The sequence below is a fragment of the Egbenema bharatensis FJBBOT/2019 genome (genome assembly GCF_048077055.1).
GTDB classification, from domain to species: domain Bacteria; phylum Cyanobacteriota; class Cyanobacteriia; order Elainellales; family Elainellaceae; genus Egbenema; species Egbenema bharatensis.
Genome location: NZ_CP182236.1, coordinates 1,000,250 through 1,013,054 on the forward strand (window position 1 = coordinate 1,000,250; position 12,805 = coordinate 1,013,054).

Here is a 12,805-nt window from a genome sequence, read left to right on the forward strand (position 1 = left end):
AATGCAAAACAGCATGATTCAAGGTACCCAGTCTGCTACTAAGCGGATCACTTTAACCACCAATCAAAAAGCCTTTCTGCTGTTCCTTCTCATCCTGGCAGTGGTCTTAGGACTGTGGGAAATGGGGGCGCGGTTAGGTATCTTTTCCCAACTGATGCCAACGGCTAGTGCAACGATCGTCAACTTCTGGAGCTGGATTTCTGATCCATTTTTCGATTACGGCCCGAATGACAAAGGCATTGGTTGGCATTTACTCGTTAGCTTACGGCGAGTTGCGATCGGGTTTGCGCTTGGTTCGCTCGTTGCCATTCCCCTTGGTATTCTCATTGGCTTGTCCGAAGTGACCTCCAAAGCAGTCGATCCGTTTATCCAAATTCTGAAACCTGTTTCTCCTCTGGCCTGGTTGCCTTTGGGTTTAGGGCTGCTCAAAAGTTCTGAAAATACGGCTCTATTTGTCATCGCCATTACCAGTATCTGGCCCACTCTGATCAACACCCGATTTGGGGTCAGCAATGTCGATCCGTCCTACCTGGATGTGGCAAAGACCCTGGGGGCTTCCCGGTGGCGGACACTGTTCAAAGTCATTCTTCCGGCGGCGGCACCCTATATTGTGTCAGGACTGCGGATCAGTATCGGCATTGCCTGGCTGGTAATTGTCGCGGCTGAAATTTTGGTGGGCGGCACCGGATTGGGTTACTTTGTCTGGAACGAGTGGAACAACCTTCAGATCAGCAGTATTATCACTGCCATTATCGTGATTGGTCTGGTGGGTTTAATTCTCGATCGCCTGTTTGGTTTATTGCAGAGTTGGGTTGCGTTTGGACGACGAGTATGATGATTTCTTCACAATCCACGGCCCATTCTTCCACGAACTCTACGGTTCATCTGTCCATCCAGAATGTTTCTAAAGTCTTTCCGGGTCAGCGGGATTGGATGAGCAAGCTGCGAGGACGTTCCTCAGCGGATTTTGTCGCTCTAGAGGACATCAATCTGGAGATTGAGCCGAATACCTTTGTTTCGATTATTGGCCCGTCTGGATGCGGTAAATCGACACTCCTCAATATCCTGGCTGGTTTGTCTCAACCGACGACTGGATCAGTGGCGATGAACGGTGTGCCGATTACCAAACCCGGCCCCGATCGCGGTGTCGTGTTCCAAAACTACGGCTTAATGCCCTGGATGACGGTACTGGAAAATATCCGATTTGCGATCGAAACCGTGAATCCGAAATTGCCGCTTTCACGACAGAAAACGATCGCCCAGGAATATATCGAATTAGTTGGACTGCACGGAGCGGAAGGTAAACATCCCCATGAACTATCGGGCGGTATGCGGCAGCGGGTAGGGATCGCTCGTGCCCTGGCAATTAATCCGCAAATCTTGCTGATGGATGAACCCTTTGGGGCGCTGGATGCCCTGACGCGAGGCTTCTTGCAGGATGAGGTGGAGCGGATTTGGGAACAGCAGCGGAAAACGGTGGTTTTGATCACCCACAGCATTGAGGAAGCTCTCTTGCTGTCCGACAAAATTGTGATGATGACCCGTGGTCCGGCGGCTCGCATTGCCAAAATTTTGGATGTTCCCTTTGCCCGTCCTCGCCATCGAGAAACGCTGGATCAGCATCCTGCCTATCACGAGCTAAAAGCAGAAATGGAATTGCACTTGACCAAGGAAACGCGCGCCGTTGAAGAAGCCCGGATCAAGTAGGGGTAGGCGAGTCACTCTGGGCGGGCAAGATGCCCACTCCACAAGAAATTCAGTTAGGGGTAGGCGAGTCACTCTGGGCGGGCAGGATGCCTACCTCACAAGAGATTCAGCAAAAGTAGGGTGGGCACTGCCCACCAAAAGTGGAATTTGTACTTTAGAAGGAGAGAATCATGCCAGGAATTGAACTTCCAGAAATTACCAAAAAGCTGCTAGCTGCCAAAGAAGCCAAGGGCGTGAGCTTTTCTGACCTGGAAGCTGCCGTTGGACGCGACGAGGTGTGGATTGCAGCCGTGATTTACCGTCAGGCCAGCGCATCCGAGGAAGAAGCCACCAAAATTGTGAATGCTTTGGGCTTGGGAGGAGACATTGCCTCAGAACTCATGGCTTGTCCAGTGAAAGGTTTAGGGCCACTCGTTCCCACGGATCCCTTGATCTATCGCTTCTACGAAATCATGCAGGTGTATGGCATGCCGATCAAAGACGTGGTTCACGAAAAGTTTGGCGATGGCATCATGAGCGCGATCGACTTCACTATCGACGTTGAGAAAGAAGAAGATCCCAAGGGCGATCGGGTCAAAATCATCATGAGCGGCAAATTCCTACCCTACAAAAAATGGTAAGCTCCGCCCCTGCCATTGCCATTAAGCATCCTTAATCCATTAACCTCTTGTGGGGTGGGCATCTTGCCCGCCCAGTCAGCAAGGTAGATTAATTGGCAAGTTATCTAATTCACGATCCTAAGCATCCTTAATCCATTAACCTCTTGTGGGGTGGGCATCTTGCCCGCCCCTTCCCTCAACCCTCAAACAACCTTTTTGTGGGGTGGGCATCTCGCCTGCCCCTTCCCCAAACCATAATACTCATCAGCCCTCCCCAAGTACCATGAAACGATCGCTTCCTCTCACCCCAAAACAGAAAGCAGAGATTGTAAGCTGGATTCAGTACATCACTGTGGTGCTAGCTTTTATCGGATTGTGGCAACTACTGTCCGGTGGATTAACCGCGATCGATCGTTGGCTATAGACCCTTTAGACCAAACGCAGTCAGGGCGCACTGCTGTGCGCCCCGATCAGGAATGTTATTTTTCCGCATACCCCAAAGCTGTAACTAAACCATTATCTTCCCTGAGTGGGACACTTCGCCCAACCGTGCAACTCAGCATTGACGCAGCCGATCTTGCCTGATGCTGGGTTAGTCTCCCGATCCAAAGGGATCCGCATCTCCCATATCAAAGCTAATGGAAGTAGAGCCTCGGATGCTGGATTCTAGTTCCATGCGTTGCTCCATCCGCCGCAGGAAATACCCCGTCATCATTGCGGAAGCCAACAAACCCGCTAGGTTTTCTCGATCGGTTGTCACCTGGACATTGAAGGCTTCTGAAGGCAACACGCCAACCAATCCTTGAACGTTTTGAGAGATAATCTGTTTGATCTCAGGGCTAACAGATTTAGCAACTCTTGCCAAAACTTCAGGAGATTGGTGCTGAAGATACTTCAACAACTGATTCGCCTGACCCTCTTCGATCTCACCACCGAAGAATTCAAAATTGTCAGGGTTAAAAACCATAGTCGCTTTGGATTCCTAAAAAATATTACAGATATCTTAGTCTATTGTGACATTGATACTGACTGGTGTAACCAGGTATTCCTAACTTAGCATCCCGACCCAACAATCGCACACCCCATAAGTACGGAAGTGACAGTAGGTTAATTCTGCTGAACGGAAGGAACAGAGGGGCTGGGTAGCTGATCCACCTGGAAGTATTGGTAAAACTTATCTGTTACCTGAACCCAGGAGGATCGCCCATCGGATTGTCTACGTTTCTTAATAAAACCCAGACTGACTAATTCCTGAACGTGCTGATACGCTCCCGATCCTCGTAGTTCAACCAGAGCGGTCTGGGTGATGGGGCCCTTCAGGGCGATCGCTGCCAGGGTGCGCAAAGCCCCTACCCCCAGATCGACGGGAACCAGGGTTTGCACCAGGTCTTGATAGGGTTCCCGAAGCTGCAAGCAATAGCCATCACGGGTTTCCACCACTTCCAGCGCACTATCTCGATGGGCATAGTCGGCCATTAGTTCAATCAGCCCTTCTTCAATCAAGTCTCGATCGCACCGAGCATACTCCGCTAACTTGGCGATCGTCAGAGGTTGCGCTTTCAGGTAAAGAATGGCTTCAATTCGACTGGCAATACGCGACATTACAGCAGATACCATCGGTTGACCTCTATGACCTCTATTCTCTCAATCTGACGTGGATCTGTAAGCAGACTATGGAAGCAGGGTATGGCAGAATGCCTCTGAGTGTACTGTATGTTGCTTTAAACAGCACACTTGATTCAGAAGGACGGGCAAGATGCCTATCCCACAAGAAACAACTCGCGGGCAGGTAAGATGCCTGCGCTCAGGACGGGCAGGATGCCCATCCCACAAGAAACAACTCGCGGGCAGGTAAGATGCCTGCGCTACGGTTATTTCACTCCCAACTCCCGACTCCCGACTCCCCCTCGCCAAGCAAGAGCCTGCGCTACGGAAATGCGGTTTTAATCAGGCAGTTTTAATCTAAATTCCGTCCGGTCAATTCTACGAAAATGTCTTCCAGATTGGATGGACGAATCATCATTCCGGTTTTGTCGGGTTGCTGTTCTAAGTAAGCACTGGCATCCTGCATCGTCGGGAAAAAGTGATAGTCCCAGCGATCGCCATCTTGCTTCATCAGTAAACCCTCACCGTGCCGCTGGCGCAGTTCGTCCAAAGTGCCCAATTCGATCAGCTTGCCACTGTCCATGATGCCGATGCGATGGCACAGGTACTCCACCTCTTCCATGTAGTGGGTGGTCAATAAAATCGTCATTCCCTGCTGATTCAAACCCTTGATAATCTCCCAGAGGCGACGACGGGTTTGAGGATCTAGCCCGACCGTTGGTTCATCTAAAAACAAAATTTGCGGCTGATGCAGCAGGGCCCGGGCAATCTGCAACCGTCGTTTCATACCGCCGGAGAGGGTTTTCACCAGATCATCGCGGCGATCGAGCAGTTCCACATACTCTAGCCAGCGAATAATTTCTTTTTTCCGCCGGTCTTTGGGAATATGGTGCATGCGCCCATGAAATTCCATATTTTCCCAGACGGTGAGATCCATATCTACACTGGTCTGTTGCAGCACGACCCCAATTTGCTTTTTGACCCCAAAGGGTTGACGAATCACATCATACCCAGCCACTACAATTTCTCCCTGAGTCGGCTGAGTCAGCGTCGTGAGCATCCGAATCGTCGTCGATTTGCCCGCTCCATTGGGCCCCAGTAAGCCAAAGACTTCTCCGGGTTCAATGGTGAGGGAGAGGTCATTCACCACATGAACATTGCTATAGACCTTATGAACACTTTCAATCGCAACGGCGGCAGTCATACTTACCAGGTAAATAATATCGAGAGAACCTTGATCTCAAGTTACAATAGCCCGATCGTTTCTGCATAGCTATCTGCATAGCTAGTGGGCCCAGCCAGAAAGGATCGCAATTGGGCCAAAGCTCCATTTGTCCATTAAAGATTTTTTCACTATCTTGCGTTAGATTAAATCTTTCCGGAGCCGCCAAAGTAACCCTTAGTTCAGGCGGTATAAGAAAGAAAGCAGTTTCTGTAACAAGGTCATGGTTCGCTGGCTTGCCGTTCATGCAACGGTCATATTTCACGCAATTGCCCTCACGGTTGCGATCGCCCTGGTTTCCCAGTTGAAGTCCGATCAGCCCATGCTGCGTCTCAGCTTCAATCGGCGACCGCTCCTCCAAATTCCGCCTGCTCCTCCATCTCAAAATCCTGCTTCAAACGAGCCGGGACTGTAACGAACCGAGAGGGTAAGGCAGATGGGGCTGGCGGGTCTGGCCACCACTGGTATTTGCGTAAATCGATTTTTCCCTTTTTGCTAAATAAAATATTTTCCTGCTCCAATAGCGATCGCTGTAAGTCATCGCTGCCCTGTCGGAAGGGAGATTGGGAAATTTCTCCTTTGGCATTAATGACCCGATGCCAGGGAACGTCTGAATGGCTCATGTCAACCCGGTAAAGGGCGTATCCCACCAGCCTGGCCCGGCGCGGTAAGTTCGCTAACTCTGCCACCTGACCATAGGTTGCTACTTTGCCGTAGGGAATCTGCCGCACCACTTCATAGATCGCCTCATACACAGACACAGACTGCTCCTATGCCCTCATCGCCTAAACTGAACGGTATCTCTGGCTAAACTTAACGTGACTTCATATCCTCCTATGCACTAGGATAATTAACCTTGGTATGCTCAAGGTAGCTTTGGTAAATCAGTATTGTGGCACAGGCTTCTCCCCCCCTTCGGCAATTCATTCATCGGCTCTGGCAATTCCTCGACTCTTTGCTGGACTCTTCCGCCTATCGAATAGTGGCGCGGCGGCTAGAGGCATCCAGGGGTTGGCTGTTGGCTCTGGCAGTGCTGCTGCTGCTGTACCTGTGGAATTGGCCGCTGGTGGTATCCGGGGGAGTGGGTCTGGGAATAATGCTGGCGGTTTATCTGGTGCAGCAAGGCCAGTGGCAATTGCCGTCCGTGGAGTGGCATCGATTCTGGAGCCGATCGAACCGACCCTTCACTCTATCGGTAATCAGTGGCGTGGTGGGCTGCTTCAGCACCTATGTGTCGATCGCCATCTGGCAGGAGGCAGGGGGTTCCTGGGTGGCGAAGGGGATGATTCTGGAAGGAATAGGGATTTTGCTAATCCTGGGTTTGCTGGTCTGGCAAATGGTGATCAAACCGCTGATCGATCGTCCTGATCTGAAGCCAGAACCTGCTTCCAATTCCCTCTTGACTGAGTTAGCAAATCCTGACCCACTGCTGCGGTTGATTGCGATTCGGCGGATCACTCAACAAATTATCGCTTCCCCTCACTCCACGGTTCACCCGAATGCATCACCGGATCAGTTGACTCCTACCCAGACTGCGGACTGCTTTCGGCTGATGCTGAACCGCGAAACAGAGCCGATCGTCTGTCGCGCCTTAGTCGAGAGTTTACAACTTTTAAAGCAATCTTCTCCCCAAGCCTCCAGTTCAGCTTCCTCAACTGCTAAAACTACTCGATCGCCCCAACTCCAGGGCAGTTCGACCCAGCCCTTTGCACCCAAAATCAGCGAAAAGGCTCAAGTCGATCCAACCTGAATTCTGGGTGTTACTCTCAATCTGAACTGGCTTGCCGATTGGAAGACAGGGCATCCTGGGCAGAAAGTCCATTTCCCTGGGAGCCAAAGAACCACAGAGCGGCAGCCGCTTCGGCGCGGGAAACCGATCGCTGCGGCTGGAACAGGGTGGTGTAGCCAAAGGCGCGACGGATGTTGGACAGATCCCCGTTCTGGTAATCCGCAAGTACGGCGCGGAGGGCTTCTGGGCTAATGCGGGGGGCATCTTGAAAGCCCCAGGTTTGCTGGACTGCGTCGATCGAGGCATTGGGTAAAGCCTGTCGGGAGTCGATCGGGGCTTTCCAGAGCACCATATCCTCACGGGTCAGGGGGGCATCGGGACGGAAGGTGACGGCAGTGGTATTGCCGGAGAGAGAACTGGGAATTAAGCCAGCATTGGCTAACCCCTGGATCGCCCCAAAATCTGGATCATCCGTTGAAACATCCTGAAAGGCGGGTTGATCCGTCGAACTGCCCAACCGGATCTTGCGGGAAGGCTGATTGGCGTAAATCAAGTTATTGGACTCTACTAACCAGCGGGCATATTCCCGACGGGTAATCTCCTGATTCGGGTTAAACTCATTCCCCTCCACCGACAAAGCACCCAATTGCCGCAAATCGGTAATGTAAGGCTGAAGTTCTGCGGGGGCTTGCTCTAGATCCGCCAAGTTCGGTGCAGCTGATTCAGGGGCAGGGGTGGCTGGATTCGTTGCCGCATCGCTGGTAGCCGGACGATCGGTGAACTGGTAATTGATCGTAAATTCGGTCGCCTCCAGGTTATTTTCTGATGCTCTGGAGGGTGCGATCGCCACCGTCACGCGCAAATTGTCTCTGGTTGCCGATACGACTGATGCGGAGTTGGCTGACTCATTGGATGACTCAACAAGCTGCCAGCCCTCTTCCTGAAATTGCGACTGGTAAAACTGCTCCACCTGACCACGATCGTCTGTTGTACGCCAGCGGGTTTGCCCGATCGAGGCTGAATGGCCCGGCTCTGAGCCACCCGGTTGGGGGAAGGATGCGATCAGTGCTGCGTTCGGGTAAGCCGGAATTTCACCCGGAAAACTTCCCGGCAACTGCACACTGTCCGGACTGGGGCGATCGGCCGGGGTTGGAGTCGCCTCGGTATCAGTCGTTTCTCCGTCCCCTGGCTCTCTGCCGCCCAACAAAGTCGGGTTATTGTTCAGAGCTGGATCTGCTTCAAGCGATCGCTCCAGATTGGTTGTCCAGGCTCCATTGGCGCAAGACGTTAGGGCAAAACTAACCGCAACCCCAGTCAATAAAGAAATTTTCTTCCGAGGAACTAACACAGGCAACTCACAGCGCGAGATCAAAACTATCTACATCTCTACGCTAGCGCACGGAAAGAACATTGTTTTATGCTCTCAGTTTTATGCTTTCAGGCGCGGATCATCATCAGGGTTGATATAGTTCACTTCCCACGGCCCAACGGAGGTTAGTTGAATCACCGTGTCCCCTTCTGCGATCGCATAGTGGCGAAATTCTGGCGGCATCGATACATAGCTGCCCGGTTCCAGGGTTTCTGTAGTGGCTCGATTCAGTTCATCTCCGGTTCCCAGTTGAAATAAACCAGAGATGGCCGTAACGCGCTCCACTCCCGGATGCCAGTGGGGAGAGATGTAGAAATCATCCGGCATCCGAATTCGCATGGTAAAGACTCCCAGTTCGCTGGGACTTCCCTCTAGTAGGGCAACTTCTGCACCGGGTTCCAGGGAAGGGGGAGCGGCTTGCCATTCAACGGTTTCTGGGAAATAAAGCAGCCGTTGCTCGGGGCCACGGTCAACAATTCCGGCGGCTAAGTTGTCCTGGGCTTGCAATAGACCTGGAATCAGTAGGGCGAATAGTAATGCACCAATGAATAGAAGTGACGATAAGGCTTTCATGGGAATTCTCCTTAGTGACGTTTCAAAAGAGTCAGCCCGTCTCAATTCATCTCTAGCGACGGCTAAATGGAATCAGCATCGGAACCTGATGGCGATAGTCTGCATAGTCTTGACCGTGAATCCTGACGAGATCCCGTTCTTCCAGTTGAATGGCGGTCAAAATATACAGGGTTGTGACAATGGCAAACACTAGATGAGCAGCCGTCATGGTGGCGGTTGCCCAGAATGCAATCAGGAACCCAACATAGAGCGGATGACGAACGTATTTGTAAGGGCCGGGTGTGACAAATTTGGGCGGTGTGTATTCCTTGTTCCGTAGATAGCAGTAGACCTGACGTAAGCCAAACAAATCAAAATGATTGATTAAGAAAGTGCTAATTAACACAGTCAACCAACCCACTCCAAATAACCCGTAGAGCAACTGGCGGATCAGCGGATTTTCCACATTCCAGATTGTGATGCCGAGCGGTTGCCAGAAGTAGAAAAGGGTGAGCAAACAAAGGCTAGAAAACAAAACATAGGTGCTACGTTCAATCGATTTGGGAATGATTTGAGTCCACCGGGCTTTGAATTCTTGCCGAGCCATGCCGCTGTGTTGTAAGCCAAACAAACCGAGCAGTCCAATATTTACCAGCAGTGCTTGCCCCAGGGGAATGATGGGGGCAGAGTCAATGGATTTAGGCACAACCAGATTGCCAACAAATCCGATCGCGTACAGAAATGTGGCAAAAAAGATGACATAACAAACCAGTCCGTAGATGAATGCAGACACTCTAGACCATTTGTTTTGAGCTGCTGTTTCAGGTGTTTGAGTAACCATTTTTCCTCCCTGAATTGTTCAATAACGGCTGATCATCCTTGTGGAAAGAATCGATCGAAAATCTTGAAGTTGTTCTGGAAATAATTGTTCTGGAAATAATTGTTCTGGCAACCATGAATCCAGAATGTGGAACAAATCTCGCTACGATCAGCTCACTACGCCTGATGTTCTGGCTTTTTACCTTCAACAATACTGGTGCCAAAATTGTCCTGAAGCGGCGTGATCGCAATTAGCTCGAAGCCTGCCGTTGCGTACAGTTCTCGCCACTGTTCCTCCGTCCGTTCTTTGCCGCCGCCGAAGACAATCATATCTACATCCAGAAACTTGGCGGGTGTCCCCTGGGTATTGCCCATCGGTGGCAGCACCGCATCGACACACAGCAAACGGCCATCACCCGTCATGCTTTGCCGACAGTTTTTAAGAATCTGAAGGCATTGTGCATCATCCCAATCGTGCATGATGTGCTTGAGGATGTAGACATCGGCTTCGGGCACGGCCTGAAACATATCTCCACCGACAAGCTTCAGCCTTTGGGTAATATTCTCGTCCTCCCCCTGAATCTGTTGCTGGGCGATCGGCATCAGCTCCGGTAAGTCCAGAACCACCGCTTGCAGGTGTGGGTATTGCTTCACAAGGGCGATCGCCAGATGCCCCGCACCCCCTCCCACATCCACCACTTTTTTAATCTGGGAAAAGTCACAATGCTCCAGCACTCCCCGCATTGAGTTCAGGCTGTTGGCTTTCATGGCTGCTGCGAAATCTGCCATCTCCTTAGGGTTGGACAGGCAATACTCCCAGTAGTTCATGCCAAACAGGGCGATCGGCTGAGATTGTCCCGTTCTCAGGGCATCTTCCAGTCCCCCCCAAAGCTGCCACCAACTGGCTCCAAACACCTCGGTCAGTTTCTTAAGGGATACCGGGGAATCGCTGGTCAATACCTCCGATAGGGGAGTGATACCAAACCGACCATCTGCCCCCTCGTTGAACAGTCCGATGCTGGAACAAGCCCGCAGCAACCGTTCTAGAAATTCCGGTTTGGCATCAACGCTCAGGGTTTGGGTCAATTCTTCAACTGATTGAGGGCCATGGTCTTTTAGACGATCGGGTACGTCCAGCCGCGTCAGGGTCGAGATCGACTGGGACACCCAGGCACCCATCACCATTTGCATGACAACATCTGTGGGTTGGGGTGCTTTAGTTGTGGTTGGTTGAGTGCGATCGTTCATAGTTCCTCCTTGAGATATTGGTCCTGTCAACGACAAATTGGGGTGCAGTTGCAATACCTTTTGCTTTCACAGCCGACCATATGGGATGAGATGAACCCTGTTTAAGATTTTTTGTTCATATTGATATCTACTCCGACCCCAACAAAAAGCGAGATACAGACTCCGCATTCAGATCGGGTGCTGTATTCATGCCCTCGTGGGTCTGATCTGGTAGTACCTCCACATGGGCCTTAGGCTCGAGTGGCCACCGTCAACAGGTAAGTGTTTTCCAGAATGGCTGTGCCGTCGGAGGCGACGTTATACCGACTGAACATCGCTTTCAGATCCTCCCGCAGGTTCTCACCATGCCCCTGTTCCGCCGCTCGTAGGGCTGAACCAAAATAGGTCATAAACACTTCGGTCGCGTGCTCAATTGACCGAAAGTATTGCAAGGTTGTGCGCTGTTCACTGCTGATCGAACGGGTGCCAGATCCGAGCAGATCCTCCAGTCCGGCATCCGTTCCCCAATGTAGAGGTGACTGAAGGCCGGATGGTCGGGGCACATAGGTGCCCAAAATGGCAAAAAACTCGCCACTCCAGCCTGTCGGCATCGGACTGGCCAACGCAATCGTCCCGCCTGGGCGGCAGACCCGGAGCATCTCGTGGGCGGCCTTAGCCTGGTCAGGGGCGAAGTGAACCCCATACACCGAAAGCACCACATCAAAGCTGGCATCCACAAAGGGTAGATTTTGAGCATCCTCAACCCTGAAGGACACCTCTAGCCCCTCAGCCATAGCCCGCATCTTGGCTCTTTCGATCAAGGCTGGTACGTAGTCGATTCCAGTGACATCGCAGTATCGTCGGGCTGCTATCAGGGCGGCATTTCCACTCCCACAGGCTACATCCAACACCCGAGTCCCCGCGTGGGGGTCAACCTGTTGCACCAGGGCTTCGGCCATCCGCACATTCTGGCGAACACCGATCTGATTAAAGTCGCCTGTGGCCCATATTTTCTGCTGGTCTGCGGTGATGGCGCGGTAATCAATGGGAAGATCTAGCATAGGACAGGTTCTCCACAGAATTCAGAAGTTAGAGAAAAGTTGTTTTTTCCTGTACAGGGTTATGGGGAAGCCGCGAAAGATCTCCAGTCTCTTCTGGGTATCTGGTGACAAGTACTGATATCTACGCCGACCTCAGCAAAAAGCGAGATACAGACTCCACATACAGATCGGGGGCTGTATTCATGCCCTCATGGGCTTGACCCGGTAGTGCCTCAATGCGAACCTGAGGTAGGACAGATGCCAGGGCATCGGTGACATAGAGATCCCGACGGCTTTCGGTGCCAATCTGAAGCCGCACTGGGAATTGCAGATCACGTAAGCGATCGAGGTCAAAGTCATAACGGCTCAGAGCGCGGATATCCCCCAGCGACACTTTTGCATCAGCGAGCATATCCGACCAGAACTGGGTGCGCCGCAGGTCATTAAGTTCGTCTACGGGCATGGCTATGACTTCGCGACAAAATGTTGTCACCAGTGCATCCCAGTTTCCAGACTGGGCTAGTTCCTGCAGGCGGTTGAGCGTGTCTCTGCGAATAATGTGCGGCCACGGGGGTTCGTAGAGTACCAGCTTGCGAATGGCACCCGGCACCAACGCCGCCGCACCGAGCGCAACTTGCCCGCCATAGGAGTGTCCGAGGAGAAAGACCGCTTCGTCGAGGGATTTGACCAGGGCAGCCACATCCTGGCTTTCATCCTCTACACTGTGATTCTGGGTGGCATCGGTTTTTCCCCGACCGCGCCGGGCGATCGCATAGACGGTAAACTGCGGTTCAATCAACGGTTTGATCAATGCCCAGTTGGTTTCGTGGTCTGAGAAGCTGCCATGCACCAGCACTAAAGCAGAACCACTGCCGTACTGCTCGTAGGAAACGGTGGTTTGAGTTGGTGTGGTGATCTGTCGCATTGCTTTAAATT

General features: G+C 51.9%; 15 protein-coding genes and 1 pseudogene. 6 read left to right on the top strand and 10 right to left on the bottom strand.

Features of this window, described 5'->3' with window-relative positions; all coding sequences use genetic code 11:
* The first annotated feature begins 1 nt into the window (after window position 1).
* From ntrB to ACM1PF_RS04755, 4 genes are all read left to right on the top strand, one after another.
* The gene (ntrB, locus tag ACM1PF_RS04740) at window positions 2–835 is read left to right on the top strand and encodes a nitrate ABC transporter permease (protein WP_416672671.1); all 834 of its coding nucleotides are present in this window, start codon (window positions 2–4) and stop codon (window positions 833–835) included.
* Window positions 835–1,707, top strand: coding sequence for an ABC transporter ATP-binding protein (locus ACM1PF_RS04745; protein ID WP_416676566.1), 873 nt, complete (start codon window positions 835–837; stop codon window positions 1,705–1,707). Before ntrB ends, ACM1PF_RS04745 begins: the two co-directional genes overlap by 1 nt.
* Before the next feature lie 170 nt (window positions 1,708–1,877).
* Entirely contained in the window at window positions 1,878–2,327 is a 450-nt protein-coding gene (cynS, locus tag ACM1PF_RS04750; RefSeq protein ID WP_416672672.1) for a cyanase, read from the top strand.
* A 262-nt stretch (window positions 2,328–2,589) separates the two neighbouring features.
* A complete protein-coding gene (locus ACM1PF_RS04755) occupies window positions 2,590–2,730 on the top strand; it encodes a hypothetical protein (protein WP_416672674.1) in 141 nt (46 codons plus the stop codon).
* 168 nt (window positions 2,731–2,898) lie between these two features.
* Here the strand turns inward: ACM1PF_RS04755 and ACM1PF_RS04760 are convergent, their stop codons facing one another.
* Both ACM1PF_RS04760 and scpB read right to left on the bottom strand, forming a co-directional pair.
* The gene (locus tag ACM1PF_RS04760; RefSeq protein ID WP_416672676.1) at window positions 2,899–3,273 is read right to left on the bottom strand and encodes a DUF760 domain-containing protein; all 375 of its coding nucleotides are present in this window, start codon (window positions 3,271–3,273) and stop codon (window positions 2,899–2,901) included.
* Window positions 3,274–3,413: 140 nt separating this feature from the next.
* Complete coding sequence (scpB, locus tag ACM1PF_RS04765; protein WP_416672678.1) at window positions 3,414–3,923, bottom strand: SMC-Scp complex subunit ScpB; 510 nt, start codon at window positions 3,921–3,923, stop codon at window positions 3,414–3,416.
* A gap of 201 nt (window positions 3,924–4,124) precedes the next feature.
* Here scpB and ACM1PF_RS04770 point away from each other — a divergent pair, with 201 nt between their 5' ends.
* Window positions 4,125–4,253 (top strand): hypothetical protein, encoded by a 129-nt coding sequence (locus ACM1PF_RS04770; protein ID WP_416672680.1) that lies wholly within the window; start codon window positions 4,125–4,127, stop codon window positions 4,251–4,253.
* Between the two features lie 10 nt (window positions 4,254–4,263).
* Here the strand turns inward: ACM1PF_RS04770 and ACM1PF_RS04775 are convergent, their stop codons facing one another.
* Together ACM1PF_RS04775 and ACM1PF_RS04780 are read right to left on the bottom strand one after the other, a co-directional pair.
* Window positions 4,264–5,115, bottom strand: coding sequence for an ABC transporter ATP-binding protein (locus tag ACM1PF_RS04775; protein ID WP_416672682.1), 852 nt, complete (start codon window positions 5,113–5,115; stop codon window positions 4,264–4,266).
* A gap of 470 nt (window positions 5,116–5,585) precedes the next feature.
* Window positions 5,586–5,894, bottom strand: a pseudogene (locus tag ACM1PF_RS04780) (MGMT family protein); the annotation flags it as partial.
* 131 nt (window positions 5,895–6,025) lie between these two features.
* Between ACM1PF_RS04780 and ACM1PF_RS04785 the strand changes: the two are divergent.
* On the top strand, window positions 6,026–6,883 hold the full coding sequence (locus ACM1PF_RS04785; RefSeq protein ID WP_416672684.1) for a hypothetical protein: 858 nt from the start codon (window positions 6,026–6,028) through the stop codon (window positions 6,881–6,883).
* Window positions 6,884–6,899: 16 nt separating this feature from the next.
* Here the strand turns inward: ACM1PF_RS04785 and ACM1PF_RS04790 are convergent, their stop codons facing one another.
* From ACM1PF_RS04790 to ACM1PF_RS04815, 6 genes are all read right to left on the bottom strand, one after another.
* Window positions 6,900–8,210, bottom strand: a complete 1,311-nt coding sequence (locus ACM1PF_RS04790) for an S-layer homology domain-containing protein (RefSeq protein WP_416672686.1) — start codon at window positions 8,208–8,210, stop codon at window positions 6,900–6,902.
* An 81-nt stretch (window positions 8,211–8,291) separates the two neighbouring features.
* Window positions 8,292–8,804, bottom strand: coding sequence for a cupin domain-containing protein (locus ACM1PF_RS04795; RefSeq protein ID WP_416672688.1), 513 nt, complete (start codon window positions 8,802–8,804; stop codon window positions 8,292–8,294).
* Window positions 8,805–8,856: 52 nt separating this feature from the next.
* The gene (gene mddA, locus ACM1PF_RS04800) at window positions 8,857–9,624 is read right to left on the bottom strand and encodes a methanethiol S-methyltransferase (protein ID WP_416672690.1); all 768 of its coding nucleotides are present in this window, start codon (window positions 9,622–9,624) and stop codon (window positions 8,857–8,859) included.
* Between the two features lie 155 nt (window positions 9,625–9,779).
* The gene (locus ACM1PF_RS04805; protein WP_416672691.1) at window positions 9,780–10,850 is read right to left on the bottom strand and encodes a methyltransferase; all 1,071 of its coding nucleotides are present in this window, start codon (window positions 10,848–10,850) and stop codon (window positions 9,780–9,782) included.
* 230 nt (window positions 10,851–11,080) lie between these two features.
* Entirely contained in the window at window positions 11,081–11,890 is an 810-nt protein-coding gene (locus ACM1PF_RS04810) for a class I SAM-dependent methyltransferase (protein ID WP_416672692.1), read from the bottom strand.
* 121 nt (window positions 11,891–12,011) lie between these two features.
* The gene (locus ACM1PF_RS04815; RefSeq protein ID WP_416672693.1) at window positions 12,012–12,794 is read right to left on the bottom strand and encodes an alpha/beta fold hydrolase; all 783 of its coding nucleotides are present in this window, start codon (window positions 12,792–12,794) and stop codon (window positions 12,012–12,014) included.
* Window positions 12,795–12,805: the final 11 nt, after the last annotated feature.